The 17,275-nt window shown below is 32.6% G+C and carries 19 protein-coding genes; all 19 read left to right on the plus strand.

Features of this window, described 5'->3' with window-relative positions:
- Positions 1-3: 3 nt before the first annotated feature.
- The 19 genes from B2745_RS13985 (at position 4) to B2745_RS14075 (ending at position 17,113) form a co-directional block, all read left to right on the plus strand.
- Positions 4-1,668, plus strand: coding sequence for a tetratricopeptide repeat-containing sensor histidine kinase (locus tag B2745_RS13985; protein WP_304067871.1), 1,665 nt, complete (start codon positions 4-6; stop codon positions 1,666-1,668).
- A gap of 9 nt (positions 1,669-1,677) precedes the next feature.
- Positions 1,678-2,343, plus strand: a complete 666-nt coding sequence (locus B2745_RS13990) for a response regulator (RefSeq protein WP_304067874.1) — start codon at positions 1,678-1,680, stop codon at positions 2,341-2,343.
- Positions 2,344-2,601: 258 nt separating this feature from the next.
- A complete protein-coding gene (locus tag B2745_RS13995; RefSeq protein WP_026902435.1) occupies positions 2,602-2,802 on the plus strand; it encodes a hypothetical protein in 201 nt (66 codons plus the stop codon).
- A 121-nt stretch (positions 2,803-2,923) separates the two neighbouring features.
- Entirely contained in the window at positions 2,924-3,106 is a 183-nt protein-coding gene (locus B2745_RS14000; protein ID WP_304067877.1) for a hypothetical protein, read from the plus strand.
- Entirely contained in the window at positions 3,073-4,251 is a 1,179-nt protein-coding gene (locus B2745_RS14005) for a DUF4236 domain-containing protein (protein WP_304067880.1), read from the plus strand. The genes B2745_RS14000 and B2745_RS14005 overlap by 34 nt, the downstream gene beginning before the upstream one ends.
- A gap of 734 nt (positions 4,252-4,985) precedes the next feature.
- Complete coding sequence (locus B2745_RS14010) at positions 4,986-6,053, plus strand: type I restriction endonuclease (protein ID WP_304067882.1); 1,068 nt, start codon at positions 4,986-4,988, stop codon at positions 6,051-6,053.
- Positions 6,054-6,094: 41 nt separating this feature from the next.
- Positions 6,095-6,484, plus strand: a complete 390-nt coding sequence (locus tag B2745_RS14015) for an HNH endonuclease (RefSeq protein WP_304067885.1) — start codon at positions 6,095-6,097, stop codon at positions 6,482-6,484.
- A 9-nt stretch (positions 6,485-6,493) separates the two neighbouring features.
- Positions 6,494-7,075 carry a hypothetical protein gene (locus B2745_RS14020; protein WP_304067888.1) on the plus strand — a complete coding sequence of 194 codons (582 nt, stop codon included), beginning with the start codon at positions 6,494-6,496 and terminating at the stop codon, positions 7,073-7,075.
- Between the two features lie 9 nt (positions 7,076-7,084).
- Complete coding sequence (locus B2745_RS14025) at positions 7,085-8,089, plus strand: DUF4407 domain-containing protein (RefSeq protein ID WP_304067891.1); 1,005 nt, start codon at positions 7,085-7,087, stop codon at positions 8,087-8,089.
- A gap of 112 nt (positions 8,090-8,201) precedes the next feature.
- On the plus strand, positions 8,202-8,351 hold the full coding sequence (locus B2745_RS14030; RefSeq protein WP_304067894.1) for a hypothetical protein: 150 nt from the start codon (positions 8,202-8,204) through the stop codon (positions 8,349-8,351).
- A gap of 160 nt (positions 8,352-8,511) precedes the next feature.
- Complete coding sequence (locus B2745_RS14035; RefSeq protein WP_304067897.1) at positions 8,512-9,756, plus strand: hypothetical protein; 1,245 nt, start codon at positions 8,512-8,514, stop codon at positions 9,754-9,756.
- 108 nt (positions 9,757-9,864) lie between these two features.
- Entirely contained in the window at positions 9,865-11,097 is a 1,233-nt protein-coding gene (locus tag B2745_RS14040) for a hypothetical protein (protein ID WP_304067899.1), read from the plus strand.
- Positions 11,098-11,168: 71 nt separating this feature from the next.
- Complete coding sequence (locus tag B2745_RS14045) at positions 11,169-11,756, plus strand: hypothetical protein (RefSeq protein ID WP_304067902.1); 588 nt, start codon at positions 11,169-11,171, stop codon at positions 11,754-11,756.
- 607 nt (positions 11,757-12,363) lie between these two features.
- Positions 12,364-12,816 carry a hypothetical protein gene (locus B2745_RS14050; protein ID WP_304067905.1) on the plus strand — a complete coding sequence of 151 codons (453 nt, stop codon included), beginning with the start codon at positions 12,364-12,366 and terminating at the stop codon, positions 12,814-12,816.
- Between the two features lie 21 nt (positions 12,817-12,837).
- Complete coding sequence (locus B2745_RS14055) at positions 12,838-13,959, plus strand: hypothetical protein (RefSeq protein WP_304067907.1); 1,122 nt, start codon at positions 12,838-12,840, stop codon at positions 13,957-13,959.
- 599 nt (positions 13,960-14,558) lie between these two features.
- Positions 14,559-14,750 carry a hypothetical protein gene (locus B2745_RS14060; RefSeq protein ID WP_304067909.1) on the plus strand — a complete coding sequence of 64 codons (192 nt, stop codon included), beginning with the start codon at positions 14,559-14,561 and terminating at the stop codon, positions 14,748-14,750.
- Entirely contained in the window at positions 14,750-15,283 is a 534-nt protein-coding gene (locus B2745_RS14065; RefSeq protein WP_304067912.1) for a hypothetical protein, read from the plus strand. Before B2745_RS14060 ends, B2745_RS14065 begins: the two co-directional genes overlap by 1 nt.
- Position 15,284: 1 nt before the next feature.
- Complete coding sequence (locus tag B2745_RS14070) at positions 15,285-16,838, plus strand: ATP-binding protein (protein WP_304067915.1); 1,554 nt, start codon at positions 15,285-15,287, stop codon at positions 16,836-16,838.
- Positions 16,838-17,113, plus strand: coding sequence for a hypothetical protein (locus B2745_RS14075; RefSeq protein WP_304067918.1), 276 nt, complete (start codon positions 16,838-16,840; stop codon positions 17,111-17,113). Before B2745_RS14070 ends, B2745_RS14075 begins: the two co-directional genes overlap by 1 nt.
- The last annotated feature ends 162 nt before the right edge of the window (positions 17,114-17,275 follow it).

The following is a 17,275-nucleotide window of genomic DNA, read 5'->3' on the forward strand; positions in this document are numbered from 1 at the left end:
GACTTGAAAATTTTCTATTTATTACTTGTTGCTTTCTTTATTTTTGAAGGATGCCATACTCCTGAGCAAAAAAACAAGAAAAATTCTGCTGGATATCAGCTTTTAGATACCGCTTTCATTTTTTTAGATTCTGGTAAAGCAAAACTTGCTTTTTCCTATTTCAATAAGGCGAAAGAACAATTTCTGCTAAGCAAAGATAGTCTTCAAGCAGGCTCTTGCCTCATCAATATGGGGATGATTGCTACCGAGCAAGGAGATAACTTTGGAGCCAGAGAACTAGCCTTAAATGCTATTCCTTACCTTGATTTTAAAAATGAAGAGCACCATCCTTACATCAGATCTAACTTTAATAATCTAGGCATCACTTCCTTTAACCTCAAAGAGTATGATAAGGCCATAGCATTTTATCAAGAAACTTTAAGCTTTACAGCCGATAGCGATGCTATAAGAGTGGTGAAAAATAACATCGCCAATGTCTATAGAAAACAAAAGAAATATGCAGAAGCTTTAGCACTATACCAAGAGATTTTAAAGCAAGAAACCAGACCTTTAAACTTATCAAGGGTTATTTCAAATTCCGCATTTACCAAATGGGAACAAAATCCTACTTATTTTGCTTTGCCAGAACTTCACCATGCTTTAAGCATAAGAAAGCAGGAAAAAAATATCAGTGGGCAAAACGCTAGCTATATACAACTTACGCAATATCATATACAGAAACAAGTTGATTCGGCACTATACTATGCCAAGTTAAGTTATCAAACAGCCCATGAGATGAATAGTGCAGATGACCGTTTGCTTGCCATTCAGCATTTAATCAAGTTAAGTCCTCCAGAAGAAGCCAAAACTTATTTCAATCTCTATCAAAACCTAAACGATAGCTTGCAAACAGCTAGAAGTACAGCAAAAAATCAGTTTGCGCTTATCCGTTACGAAACAGAGAAACACAAGGCAGACAATCTTATCCTGCAAAGAGAAAAAACAAAGCGTAATAGTTGGATTGCTCTTTTAATTTTCTTGATGATTACTGGAAGCGTCATTACCCTCATCTGGCAGAAAAAGAGGAAAGAACGTTTAGAACTGGAAGCAAAAAATGCGATACGTGAAAACCAATTAAAAACATCAAAAAAAGTACATGATGTGGTTGCCAATGGTTTATACCGCTTAATGTCTGAAATAGAAAATGGTGTACAAACAGAACAAGATAAAATTCTGGATCAAATGGAAATGCTTTATGAACAGTCTAGAGATATATCTTATGATGATGTTACTGATAGTGCTCAAGGCTTTGAAATCGTTATCGCTACACTTCTTAATTCTTTTGCCTCTACTCAAACCAAAGTAATTATCATAGGAAATACACCAGAATTCTGGAATAGGGTTAAAGTTTCAGATAAGTACGAGCTAAAACAGGTACTTCAAGAGCTGATGGTTAACATGAAAAAACATAGCCAAGCTAGCCAAGTAGCACTCCGGTTTGAGCAAACAGAAGAGAAATACTTAAAAATTCACTATACAGATAATGGTATAGGTATACCCGAAGAAAAAAAATTTGGAAATGGGTTGCACAATACGGGAAACCGTATCCATCAGATAGGTGGTGATATTACTTTTGCAAAAGGTGCAGAAGGAGGGCTCAAAATCCTTATCCTTTTTCCCGCTACTTAAAAGAAAAATATGTTTCATAAAGTACTCATAGCCGAAGACCACGAAAGTTCTAATGTTTCTGTAAGGAAAACGCTTGAAGATGCAGGGATTGCACTATGCGATTATACCTATTACTGCGATGATGCCCTTCAAAGAGCTCAAAAAGCCTTTTTAACACATGAACCTTACGAATTATTAATTACTGATTTATCCTTTGAGGAAGACCATCGCAAGCAAAACATACAAAATGGGGTAGATTTGATTGCTGAAATTAGGAAGATACAACCTCATATCAAAGTGTTGGTATTCTCCGTAGAAAGTAAGGTGTCAATTATCCATCAGCTTTTTCAAGATCTGGATATTGATGCCTATGTACGTAAAGCCCGTAGAGATGTTGAGGAACTAAAGAAAGCACTAGAAGCCCTAAGTAAAGGAAACAAGTACATGCCTTTTGCATTAAAGCAAGCAGTTAAAACTCAAAACACTTATGAGTTTAGCGAATATGATATCATCCTGCTTACCCAACTTTCTCAAGGCATGCTCCAAAAAGATATTCCCTATTATCTGGAAAAGAATGGATACAAACCAGCAGGGCTAAGCAGTGTAGAAAAACGCCTTAACCTCATGAGAGAAACCCTGGGCTGTTCTAAAAACGAGCAATTGATTGCCTTTTGTAAAGATCTGGGCATCATATAACTCCGTTTTTAGATAAAAATTTATCCCCAATCATTTCGTGTCAGGAGCGGAGTCGAAGTCTTTTCTGCATCATATATCAGATGATATTTCGATTATTTTCAGTGTAACAAGCAAGATTATTGTGATTGTTTTCCTTTCTACTTCTATCAAAAATAATTTCTTCTTTACGGTTTCCCGTAAAAACAGCAGGACTAGCAATACTACTTTTGATACGATGATGGAAAGAAAAATTTAAACCCGTAATCCAAATTTTATAAGATGAGCCTTTATTATGTTAACCACCAAGCCCAACCCAACGGAGATCATGAAGTACACAAAGAAGATTGTATCTACTTGCCTTATGTTAAAAAATTTCTAGGCTCATTTAGTAACTGTGCCGATGCTGTAAAAGAAGCGAAAAAGACTTATACACAATCTAATGGCTGCCGTATATGTTCTAAAGCTTGTCATACAACCTAAATGGATAACTTGCTATTACACTTCATTTAAATATATTTAATAAAATTATTTATAAGTAAATATCAAACTATGGAATATAAAAGAGGGGATTTTAAAGGTATTTATTGCATTAAAATTCCGAATGAAGAATTGCAATCCTTACTTTAATGTCTATACTGTTTCTGGTGAAAAAAGAATGCTTTTAAAAACTGGAACAACAATAAAAAGTAAAGAGATAGCCTATCATCTGCTTAATGAGAATAAAACAAGTTTACCTGTAATAAGTAATTTATGGCATGGAGTTTTAGAAAAAGAATTAAAGTAATACCAGGTATATACCTTAATATTGGTAAGAATGGTATAAGTACTACTATTGGTGTAAAAGGCGCAAGTATTAATATTGGAAAACAAGGAACTTACCTCAATACTAGTATTCCTGGGACTGGTTTATACAATAGACAAAGGCTGTCATTAGAAAATTCACAACAACCTGAGGAATTAGAAGAGAGATTACCTTCATCTCATGTTGTTGAATATGAAGAATCTAAGATAAAGTTTAGAGACCAGAACGATAATATTTTCAGTCTGGATGCAGAGGAAATTACCTCACAAGATATGCAAGGTATTAAGGATACAATACTATCCGCTCATACCCAACGTCAAGAATTATGGGATGATTTAAAGACGGTTCAGTTGGAGCTTCAAAAGAATGAATCTAAACTTTTCTGGAGTTACTGTCTGCTCTACGGTTTCTTAATAAGAGAGAAAACAAAAGCCTTGAAACAAGATATTATCTTACAAAAACAAGCTATCGAGCAAATTAAACAACAGGCAGAGAATACGACAGTTCAATTAGATTTTGAATTTGACGAGGAGATGCAGACTCAATATTCTAGACTATACGATTCTTTTAATAAATTATCTAACTGTAAAAATATTTGGGATATCACTTCTGAATATGCTAATGACCAATTCACTACCCGTTCTGCAGCCTCAGCTAGCGTAATGAGAAAATCAGTATCTTTTAAAACAGGACATCTTCCAGAAATTAAGTCTCAAACACCTGCAATGATTTGGGATAATGCTAATGGTGCCGATTTATATTTCTACCCTAATTTTATGGTAGTTTGGAATAATCGTGAACATTTTGCAATTGTTTCTTATAATGAGCTACAAATTAACTTTTTAGCAACCAGATTTATAGAAACAGAAAACGTTCCTTCTGATACCAGAGTGATAGACCAAACTTGGTTTAAAGTAAATAAAAATGGTACTCCAGATAAAAGATTTAAGGCTAATTACCAAATACCTATTGTGCGTTATGGTGATATAGAGTTACGCACAGAAACCGGGCTTAATGAACGTTATTTGTTTAGTAATTATGAACAAACTGAAGAATTTAATTTAGCATTTCTTGAATATCAGATAGAGCTTATTAAATTAGATTATGTTGCAAAAGCATCACTATAAAATATTTACTAGAAAATAATTCATGTATATGATGAAATAATTCCTCATATGATATATCCTAATTCAATACATCTAGTTCTCAAAATATACTTTGCTATTTTTTTAATTCTTCTATGTATCATCATTCCAGAAAAAGCATTCTCAGGCAGATGTACAGGCTCCTCAAATTGTAGCGCTTGTACCACTTGCAATTACTGTAAACATTGTAACGTATCCGGCGGCTCTTGTGGCGTTTGTAATTCCTCAATAAGTAAGAAGTTTAATACTCCAAAAAATAACTCTTTTTTCAATAGACCTTCAACTTATCTATGGTATGGTGTAGCTTCTTTAGGAATTCTTTTTTTACTATATAAATGGAGAAAGAATAATAAGCAATAGGTTAATCTTAATTATACCTAACGTTTAATCAAATCGTATTTTTTATTTTTTTAATTAAGTCAGTTTACGGTTTCCCGTAAAAAGTCATTCTTTAAATACCTTAATTTTGTTCAAAAGGTTGTTCAAAAAACTTAGCTTTTATGATAATAATGGTAAATTCTCCTAACTAAAAAACAACCTGATTTTATAATTAAGAAAATAATTTTTATTATTACCCTACACTTTATACTATGAAATATTTCTACACTATCATTACACCAAGCCTAATAACCGTTGTCGCAATATTATTACCCTCAATTTTCTACCTAACTACTCAGAAAATTCAATCTTAATTAACAAATACTAAAAGAAATAACATGGACTTTAAAGATGAAGTTAAGCAGTTTGGGCTACGGACTGAAAAAATGATACCTCAAATTCAAACAGAGGAGGCAACCAAAAACGCACTCATCATGCCTTTTATAAAATTATTAGGTTACGATGTTTTTGACCCTTTTGAAGTAAATCCAGAATTTATTGCAGATATAGGAATTAAAAAAGGCGAAAAGGTAGATTATGCCATCATGAAAGATGGTGAGCCTATTATCATCATAGAATGTAAGCACCATTTAGAAAAATTAGACCCACATAACTCCCAATTGTTTAGGTATTTCCATGTTTGTAAAGCTAAGTTTAGTTTATTAACCAATGGACTACAATATCGCTTTTATACAGATTTAGTGGATGCTAATAAAATGGATGATAAACCATTTTTTGAATTTAATATAGCAGATATTAAAGACGCTCAGATAGAAGAATTAAAGAAGTTCCATAAATCGTATTTTGATGTAGAAAATATTTCTAATACTGCTTCCGATTTAAAATTCACAAATGAGTTAAAAGCCTTGATTACTTCTGAACTTAAAGAACCTAGCCCTGTGTTTGTAAAACATTTTGCCAGCCAGGTTTATCAAGGAAAGCTCACAGAGAAAATACTTGCCCAATTTACAGAATTGGTGAAACGCTCTTCGCATCAAGTACTTAATGATGCTATTACTAACCGACTTAAAACGGCATTGGGGAAAGAAGAAGCTAATAGCAACCAAATAGAAACACAGGTAACAAACGAGCCAGTAATGGCAGCTAATGACCAAACAGTTGTAACTACAGAAGAAGAATTAGAAGGTTACCATATTGTAAGGGCTATACTACGCCAAAAAGTAGATGCAAAACGTATCGTTGCTCGTGATGTACAATCTTATTTCGGGATTTTGTTAGACGACAATAATAGAAAGCCTATATGTAGATTATACTTCAATAGTTTAAGCAAAAAAACAATAGGAATATTTGGTGAAGGTAGAGTAGAAACGAAGTATGATTTAGAAAGCTTAGATGATATTTACAATTATAGTAAGGAGTTAGAGACTGCTGTTTCTAATTATTAAACAACTGATTTTTAGTCATTAGAGTATCTTAATCTTTTATTATGAACGATCCAACCCAAAGTAAATACAGACATATAAGCTTTAAAAGTAAGACTCCTTACAGACGTTTTATAAAAGCTGAAGATGAATTAAAATCAAGCCATCTTGAATCACAAATGGTAGAGATTCCGGCTCATGGAACTTATGGAGCTTTATTATTTAGACCAGAATGGAAAGCTATAAGGGAAGAGATACTGGCAAGAGATAAAAGTTGTATAGTTTGCTATAGTAAAAGCGCTTTACAAGTACATCATAGACAATATCATTTCATAGTAAGAGAGAATAAGTTTAAGCTCCCTTGGGAATACCCTAAACATCTTCTAATTACCTTATGCGAGAGTTGCCACAGGAGAGGCCATAGTAAATTTAAAGTACCTACTATCAATATTTAATAATTAAAAATGGGATTATTTAGTTTTTTTAACCGAAAAAACGGTGCACAAGTAAACAAAGAAGCAATGACACCTGAAACACCACAAACAGTTTTACCTGAAATACCAGAAAACATCTTTATTGAAAAGGAAAAACCACAAGCTAATTACACAGAAGAAACAGTAACATCAAATTCAGTAGAAAACGGTATTACTTTATTATTTCAGTTTTTAGAAAGAAATCATGAATCTAAAGGTTATGATGATGCGCTGATAAATCCTGATACAACGCATTTACAACAAAACATAGAAGCGTTAAAAAATGATCTTGAAAGAACCATCAAGAGAATAAAAACTTTCTATGAGGATTTTATTAGAGAAATTAACTTTCATATAGAAAGCAGAACTAGAAGTGGGATGATAGATACAGTTGAAGAACTCACTGTTAAAAAAGATACAGCAGTAAGTCACATCCAACAAATTTTAGAAATAGAAGAAGATGCAAAAAACAACAAAGGTTTAGGGCAAGGTGTGATTATTAGCTATACCAGAGGTTTTAGAAATGGTTTAGCAGCAATATCGCACCATTCTATTATGAAAAGAAACTTTTAAACAGAAGATATGAAAAATTGGTGGTTAAAATTCGGTTGTTTCATGACAGGTTACAACTATGGTATTGTTAGAAATTCTAGTGAGGTCTCTGCAAAAGCTGTAAAAAAATATACGTCAGCTATTGTTATTATTTGTATGCTATGGTCTTTTATCGGTTATACTTTTACCAGTAGATACTTACATGGTGATATTTTAGGTTCTTTATTTGGGGCAATTGTTTTCGTTACCATTATTGTTCAAATAGAAAGACAAATTATTTTATCTATCAATCCAACTAGATGGCTTTATATTTTTCGTGGGATTATTGCTTTGATGATGGCTATTATTGGGGCTATCATCATCGATCAAATAATTTTCAAAGATGATATAGAATTAGAAAAAAGAAAGTTTATCAGAGAAAGGGTTGATTCAGAACTTGAATCTAAAACTAAGGAAATTAATAAACTAATTAATGATTTAGAAACAACCATAAAGAAAAAAGAAGAAGAAAAAAAAGAATTGATAAATGAAGTTACTAAAAGCCCTACAATAACTACTTATGCTACAGAATCTCGAATGAGAAATATAAAAATCACTAAAACCGATGAGATAACAGGGAAACCGATTGTAGATGAAAAAACTATACCAGTACCAGTGACAACAAGTCAAAATGTACCAAATCCAAAAATATCTCAAATTGAACCTATAAACGAAAGCATTAAAACCTTTATCAAACAAAAAGAAACAAAGCAAAATACCTTACTCAATATAAGGCCTCAACTAGAAAAAGAGATAAGTTCCAAAGTAGGATTCTTAGATGAGCTAAAAGTAATGCACAGTCTAATTAGTGATTCTGGTGTGGCATTAGTTGTCTGGCTTATCTGGTTTTTCTTTTTACTAGGTTTAGAAATGCTTGTACTTATTAGTAAGTCAAATGAAAAGGAAAATGATTATGAGAGAACCATCAAACATCAAATGGAATTACAAAATAGGAAGCTAGAATTATTTGCTAAAATGGCAGAGGGAAAAAATTGAGGTTACTACAATAAAATAAGTTCAATTGGTACATTTTTCTAGATGTTCAAATAATAAAATAATATGAATTTATATTCATCCATCAAAAACATTATCTAAAATCTATAAAACTATGAGTGCAGCAATTTTAGCAATTAAACCAGGTCCAAAGCCTAAAAAGGAAGATGGAACTCCTGATAAAAGAAGGAGAGTAACGCCAGAAACTAAGCCCAAACATCCTGACTTAAAACCACATAAGCACAAGCCAGGTGACCAGAAATGACCACTGAATATTCAGGTAGATAAAATATTGTTTTTCATCAAGTATCACTAAATGGGTAGTGAAAAATCACGCATTTAAATTTTTAAAATTCTTAATAGAGATTTAAAAGTTTCAAGGCTAAAAGTATATATAAAAAAATAAGAAAGGAGATCATATTATTATGAATGAGCGCTTTATCCAACGAAGACTAGAGCTTAACGTGAAAGAGAGTTTGGGCTTTATTTCTATAAAACAATTATGCAATTTAATTGAAGGACATCCTTATGAAAAAAATATATTCAACGTTTTTAAATTAGATTCTATTTTAGACGAGAGTATTACTATAAAAAATATAGATACTGTTTTTTATAAAATCCAAAGTATAAAAAAGAATTATCATTACTTTAAAATACAAGCAGAAACTAATCAAATTAGCTTTAAATATGGAAATTATCAGGTAGAGGGAATTCCTGAGTCTAACCCGTTAATGTTTAGATTTGATGAGTACATTGATCAAAATGGCGAAATCCTTTCTGGGTTAGAAGCATTTGCACTCTATGAGTCTAAATCGACTTATTTTGATTCTTTTTCTATGACCAAATACGCTAATATGCTTTTTGATAATGATTTAGTTGATTTAGCTAATTATAATCTTGCTTATTTTAAGAAGGAGTCTAAAAAAAAGGAAGGGTTTAATAAACACAGGTCTTATAGATTAGTGGAACATAATGATGAAATCTTTGTGAGAGGAATAACATCTGGAAATTATAATGAATATGGTGTTGATTTCACCTTTGTTACATCAATGTTATTATTTCATAATTATATGAAACAAAACCCAGGAAATAATTATGCTATTTCATTTGCAGCTTTAAATGAATCTAAGATGGAGCTAATACTTTCATCTAATGAAATTAAAGATGCAGGAGACTTTGGTAAAATAAGTTCTGCTATAAGTGTTTCAACAAATGATCTAGGGAAAGGAGCATTAAGTTTTATAAACATAATAAAGCTACATACTAAGGGTACTGGTATTTATTTGTATCCAGAGAACGGAGAGCTTGCAAAAAAGAATGTATCAATAAATCACACAACCGGAGTTAATAAGACGTTAGAAATTCTTTCATGTATTGAGGATGTTTATAATTATTCTAATTTATTCTTGAACGAATTATCAATTGTAAAAAACATAAAGAACCCCGATGATTTAAGGATAAGAATTTTAAACAAAATTGAGCATCCAAATAGCTCATTTAAAGATATTAAAAATGATTTAAAGAATATTTTTAGTAAATCTATAAATAATGAAATTACCGACTTTGCAAAACTTTTAGAAATGTGTAATAAAGCAGAGGAGCTAGATATTAATTATGACTTGAAAGATAAGCTGAGAGTTGTAATTTCTAAAGTTATTCTCAATAATTGAATTGCCTAGTAATCTAAATTAAGCGATATTTTTGGATAATTATGATTATGATTTTAAAGTTGAAATCCCATATATTTAAGGCTAGGCCATAAATATTGATAACTTAAAATGATTGGAGAAGAACTTGTTATAATGTTTAATAACAAACAGGCATTTTTAGTAAAAGATAAACCACTTAGACTTGAACAATTAGGTTTGTCTGACTATGCAATTAGCAAAGGCTTCAAACTTCCAGCTTATTGGAAGTTTAAAGTATTAAAGCATCTTGAAGATGAAAAGAAAATAGTTGGTAAAATCATAACCTATTATGTAGGCGAAACAGAATTCGGGCCTAACCAAATAGAAATTTCAAATAAACTAAGCCAAATAGAACAAGTGACATTTCGCGGTATAGATACTCAAGGACTTATCAATACTTTATTAGGTAAAGTTCCAATATCTCACCATCCTCCTGAAAGTAATCAATATGAAAAAGTATCTTCCAGTTTTAACACGCCACAGCCTAAGCCACATAAAGAAACGATAACTGATACTTTTTTCATTCCATTAAAAGAAGTTTATTTTATCCACGGTGGGGTTACATTTAGCTGTAAGCTAGCCAATTTTCCTAAGCCCTTTGATTTTACTATTCAAAATGATGATATCAGGGAGGAGTATGATGCTGTAAAAAATTATTTCTCTAATGTCCTTAAAACAAAAAAGATACAAGTATTTGCTACTGTTGAACTTACTAACAATGAAGTTACTACAATAGATTCAAAATCGCCTGAAATAGAAAAAATAGATAAAGAAATTATAGATAATGTAAGGTTTGATTATGTAAAAACAACTTTGAAAAAGCTAAACATTGAAGTCGATAAGAATTTATTTACTATGGATGAATTCTTTGAAACTTTTACAGATGAAAAGCTTAAATCAAATACTTTCTATGAGAACGATGCAAGTTTTTTTGAAGATATATTGAAGATACAAGATACCAAGCATTACAAAAATTTAAGGTTTTTATCTAATAAGCATGCTCATCATATTCTAAAGCTGAGATTTATCCATAAACCCTTCTCATTCATTTTTTTAATTGAGGGAGAAAAGCATTACCATTTTATATGGGAAACACTTAATACTAAAGAAGCAACATATATTTGGCATGTTTCAAAAGATCCAAAGCTTCTCAATATGCGAATAGAGAGATTAGAAAATATTTTGAATTTTATAAAGGTAAATGGGAAGACAGCCTATATAAGTACAGAGGAAGATCCCTTTATCCGGATAGAACATGATTATTCAGCCATTAAAGATGGATTTATAAAATGGAAAAGTAAAATTGAGAGTATATTAACATAACATGAGATTAATTCTTTATCACCATTAGCTAATTTAATGTGTGAATAATTACAATTTAAACCTATGCAAAAATGGAAAACAAGCATGCTGAAAAGTCAGAAACAGTACCTAAAACAATTTATGATAAAGATTTCGAACTTTTAGAGAAAGATTATATACTTAATTATCAACATGATTTAACCCAAAAATTAGATGCGGATAAGAGTGATTTTGATCAAAACCGACTCAATGAAATTGTGTTATGGAAGGTAAATAGATATGCGAAATTTGATGAGGAGTTAATCACAACGCTGAATTCAATAAGTCCTGAAGATGAACAGATTGACCTAGAAAAAACGAAGCATATTCTCAAACTACTATTAAATACCAAAGGTGTGCAATTGGCTATGGCCTCTACCATTTTAAGATTTAGAAATCCTAAAGTCTATCAAATCATTGATCAAAGGGTTTTCAGAATTATTTATCCAGAGAAAGAATTAAAGACTACTACCTACCAGAATGAAAAACTTATAGAAAAGCAAATTCAATTATATTTAACCTATCTACAGGATTTAAGAGAAGCTTGTTCAATGCTAAATATTGATTTTAAAGAAGCAGATAGAGTTTTATTTATGGCAGATAGAAGAGTAAATGAAAAAATACCTTTAAAAAATTATTAATGAGTTGATCAGGTTGGGTATATAGGTACAGAATACTCATAAATCCTTTCATTTCCATTAAAAATATCTTTATAATTACAATAAATTAAATCAGCCTATGATAAATTTCTTTATGATAGCCTTCTTTACTTTAAGCAGTGGTTTTTTAAAGCTACAAGCACAAGAAAAGCTAATGGTCAATAATATAAATGGAGCTGCATCATACCTTAACAAACTTTCATTTATTACAAATTCCAAAACTATATTTTATCCTTCCTGTAGGTTAGTGCAGGTTAAGGATAGCGCATATTATGAATCTATAGTGCGGAATCTGCTATAGGATAGGGATATTTACTAGTTACCTGCAAGCCTAAAAAACGACACACCAAGAATGAACGACAGAATTAAACATAAAGTGACGGGACAATGAACCACCAGACAGCCGACCCAAAAGCCAACGCTTCTGTATTTTTATTTTTTCACACCGCACATTTTTTAAAAACAATTTTTTCCCACCGCACAAATGGCACATTTGGTTTTGCCCGACACACAAGCCGACCCTTCGCAAAACCAAAAGAGCCATTTTTTGCCAACGCACTATTATATTAATAATCAAAATCATAAGACTATGGCAAGAATAATTTTACAAAACGACAATGTAAATCTTGACACGGGAAAGAAGCAAACTGTAACAACTGGCTTCATTAACGACAGAGATATTTTAAAGAAACGTTCTAAAAAATATTTAGACTTGATAGCTGGTCTTGATGCTAAGACACTAACCGATACAAAAGGAATGGATGAACTAATGAAAGCAATACAAGAAGAGTTCGGCACAGCCGAACTTACTAGTTTGCCTTTAGGCATCGTTTCTAAGTGTTTTCTCGGACATCCTTATGAAGTCCATACGCTTGATTTGAGCGGAAGCCAAATCATAAAACATTATAAAACCAACGAAACAATGGAAGCAGACTTTGAAAAAGCAAGAACTGTTGCAAAGCATAATGCTTATGCGATGGTTGAAGTTTATAAAGACAAAATCATTTTAATTCGTGAAGACGGAACAGCCACCAAATTATAAATCTTTAAACTCGTAAATAATATGTCAAATCAACAAGTAATTTCTTACGCTGACCTTTCCATTATAAATAGTGCTTTAAGGTCAATCAGTTCTGATATGAGCGGAGTTCATTCAGAATTAGGAACACTAAATTTTAAGCAAGACCAACTGGAAAGTGAATTGGTAAAACTTGCTGATACTTTTGCAGACTTTGTAGAAGCAGATTTAAAACACAAAGCCTTACAACTTGCAGAAACACGACAAGGAAATTTAAAACAAGACTTGCAGATCAAGTTTGGTTATTATGCCGAAGTGCGTAGAATGGCAACTGGTATTTTGCAAGGTGTTGATACGGGAGTTGTAAGTGATGATACTTTAAAATTTACGACTGAAGAAGTTATGATAAAAGCCCCAGGCTATTGGTTAGCACCTGCTTTGGTAGCATTAGCAGCTTGGGTAAGAAGTGATAAAAGCACAAATGAAAAGGCTTTAAATGAAGCATTGAAAAGAGACGACTATAAAACAACTCTTTTCTTTATGTTAGTTATGCGAAGGCTTACAAGAAACGATGCAAGTTTGAAATGGCTTGAACGCTATTTTATGCATCAAAACCCTCATAATCTAGACAGAGAGTTTATAATAATACTGGAAGCGGTTACGACTGGTGTATTCCCACCTGCATCAAGACAATTGATGATGACCAATGTTAAAAATTGGTTAGATCAACTTACACAAGGCGACACATTTATCAGTGAACAAAAATCTCAATGGGTAAAATTCTTTGAAGCAATGGGGCCGTTGTCAGACGGGAAATATCCATTACTTGAAAAATTCTCTCCGAATTGGAACGCTTTAGAAAATTCATTGAAAGAAGCTAAAACACACAATGTTTTAAACTCCCACTTTAAAAATATCATTTCATCATCAGCAGATTTTTCAAAAGGTGTTAAAGTTCAGTTAGACGAAATACTATCCTTGCTCGTAACAAATTTTGATGATGAAGAATTGCCATTACAAGAGCAAGTGAGATTTAATCAACTCATAATTCAAATGGACGGTGACAAAGCAGCGGCACTAGCCGTTATGGATGCTGAGAAACATATTTTTGATGAACAAGTTGATTTCTACAACTACTTACAAACGCTTCCTTCAATCCTGAGCTAGCAGGTGCAACTAAAGTAACACAAGCTCTTGCAGTTTCGATAAGCCAACCTTGGATAGTTGAAGCCCACGACACATTTACAGCACAAAGCAGAAATAAAATTCCTCAAACTGTTGAACTTGCAATTGATGATTTTAAAACATCGACAAAAGACGGTTGCGATGAAAACGAACTTGTAAACAAACAAGAGGCTTTTTATCAAAATGTATTAGATACTGAACTTGGTAAACTTTCTTTTCCTTTTGCAGGTATAATTATTGGAGCATTAGTTTGTTTACTTGGCTTTTGGGCATTTAGCTTACACGTAATTGCTGGTATAGTTGGACTTGGTATTGGTGGCGTTCTTATTTGGAATGCAATAAACAATCATAACAAGGCTAAAAAACAAATCACTGAAAATGTTGAAGAACGTAAACGAAAAGCAAAAGAAGTTTTAAGGGGTTGCATAGCAGAAACCGTTGATTACAGAAAAGAACACACATCAGAAGACAGCAATGCTGAAAAATTAAGACACCTTTTAACTTCAATTACTCCCGAAGATTTTTCGAGTATATCAAAAGAAACGGCAAGAAATATTATCTAACAATTAAAATTTAGAACAATGAACAAAATAATTTTAGGTGACAATTCAGGACAATCTGAAAACACCAACCACGAACCGAAAAAAGAAAATACTATAAAACCAAATTTGTTTCAAGGAAGGACAGAGGCAGAAAAAGGAAATGCGAAATTTCCTGATTGGGATATTGTTCCGCCAAATCAAATTATAAACCCAAGGATTAAACCACAGTAATGGCAGCACCGACAACATATTCTGAGTGGACAAATCTTCTTGATAAGTTCGGTAATGGTGATGATACAGCATTAGAAGAATTGGCTAAAGGCAGTTTCACGGTTGATGCCGGAACGGCTTCTCGTTTTTATTCAAGAGTTGAAGAAGTCTATAAAAAGCGAAAACAAAATTGGCTTGATAAATTCCAACGTTCGTTCCAAATGCAAAACTGTAAGTCGGAGGACGACGTTGAAATTGCGTTACGAAACGGCAAACAAAATCTTTATCCATTAAGCAAGTTTGCTGTTTTAAAAGGACTTCCAGAAGATTTACGAAAAACCTTAAAGAAAGACCTTGAAGATTTTGTTGCTGAAATAAAAAAGTCATTAAAGGATAATGTTTCGAAGATTTCAAGCGGTAGAGAAAAAATGTTGATTTTGTTAAACACATTTGGTCTTAACGACATACCTGAAGAAATTAAAACAGATAAGAAAAACAACAAACAAAATACAAACGAAACAATCCCACCAGCGGGAAGAAAAATAATATTTTAAAATGGCAAATAAAGCAGAGTTCAAGACTTCGCTCTTGCGAATGTTCAGAGCAAGAATACCTTTTATATCAATCCGAAGTATCGAAAGAGCTAGGATTTTAGAGGTAGTACAACAATTAGCGGAAGAAATTAACATCCCTATTTATGTTCATAGTTTATCACACGGAACAATGGATATAAAATCTAAAAAGAGTGTAAATGATGACCGTTCCGTTGCAGGTGGTTTAGATTATGCTGTTCAGAACATTTCACAAAGACAGAATTTGACTTTTGTTTTTACAGAAGTAAGCGACATTGAAGATGATAACTTAGTTTCAAGACACATTTATGATTGTGTTGTTCAAGCAATAGAAAGAGGAGGAAGTATTTGTTTAATCACGACCAAAAGTATTTGGCCCCAATTACAGCGATTAGGAATGACAATAACGCTTGATGCACCCAACGAAGAAGAAATGTTGGAGGTGGTTAAAGAATGTGTTACTCCTTACAAAGGTTCAATACCGCTTGAGTGGGACGAAACAGATTATAAAATGGCAGCTACCATTTTAGCAAATATGACCAAGATTGAAGCAGAAAATGTTTTGGCTACTCAAATGGCAAAAGGTTCTTTAACTAAAGACGACATCAAGGAATTAAGCAATGCAAAAGATAAATTATTTAGCGACATATCAGGTTTAGAAAAGGTAAAACTTGACCCTTCTACTCTTTCTGTTGCTGGACTTAGCGGACTTCAAAGTTGGCTTGACAATCAAAAGCAACTATTAACAGCCGATCTAAAAGCAAGAAAAATGAGACCACCAAGAGGTGTTCTTTTAGTTGGCGTTCCGGGTTGTGGCAAATCATTATCAGCCAAATTTATTGCTGCAAATTGGAATTTGCCATTGTATCGCCTTGACCTTGCTGCAATTCAAGGACAATATCTAGGACAATCAGAAAACAGATTAAAAGAAGCATTAGCATCAGCCGACAATGCCGCACCTTGTGTTTTATGGATTGACGAAATTGAGAAAGGGCTTTCAGGTGCGACTGGTTCAAATGATGGAGGAACATCTAATAGAATGGTTGGACAGTTTTTGTTTTGGCTTCAGGAGAGTATGGCAAAAGTGTTTGTTGTTTCAACTGCAAATGATGTTTCTAAACTTCCGCCTGAACTTTTACGCCGAGGACGATTTGATGAGTTGTTTTTTGTGGACTTACCAGGTGAAGTTGAACGAAAAGACATTATCAATTTGTATATAAAACGACACCTACTAAATCAACCATCAACAGACACGTTGAGTAAACTTGTTGAAATTTCAGACGGTTTTGCAGGTTCAGACCTTGAAGGAGCAGTAAGGGATGTTGCAATTCAAGCAGTAATCCACGGTGATAGCATCGTTGATGATACATTATTTGAAAAATGTTTCAGAAACATAGTTCCTTTAAGCAAGACAGCTCCCGAAAAAATTGAAGCTATCAGGATTTGGGGAAGAGAAAGAGCAGTTCCTGCATCAGGTGTTTCTTGGGATGCTTCACCAAACGACAAAGTTATTGGCAAACGTTCAATCATTATTTAATGGAATTTCAAATCATATCATTACTTGTTATTGGTAGTTTACTTTCAATTTTGGGAGGTTTCTTGGCTTGGAAGTATGCAGACTTTTTTCTTGCAAGACGTGACTACTATGTAAACAGCAAGTTCGATTTATTGAAAAAGAAATTATCAATGAGTTTAGGAGTTACTGGAACAATAATATTTCTAACAATAATGGTCGCAAGTTCATTGACTGACAAAAACAAAAAACAAACGGAGAAAACAAAAAATGAAATACAAAAGCCACGCAAAAAGTAAGCTCTATTGCAATTCGCACAAGCTAACACACGACCAAAAATTGAAATAGAGCTTACTTTGCCAACGCTTAGAAATTGTTTTTAAAAAATTTCCCAACGTTCAAAAAAATAAAAATACACCGACACACAGCCTGACAAACAAAGCAGACAATGATACTGAAAC

Source organism: Pedobacter glucosidilyticus (genome assembly GCF_002483235.1).
Classification (GTDB): domain Bacteria; phylum Bacteroidota; class Bacteroidia; order Sphingobacteriales; family Sphingobacteriaceae; genus Pseudopedobacter; species Pseudopedobacter glucosidilyticum_B.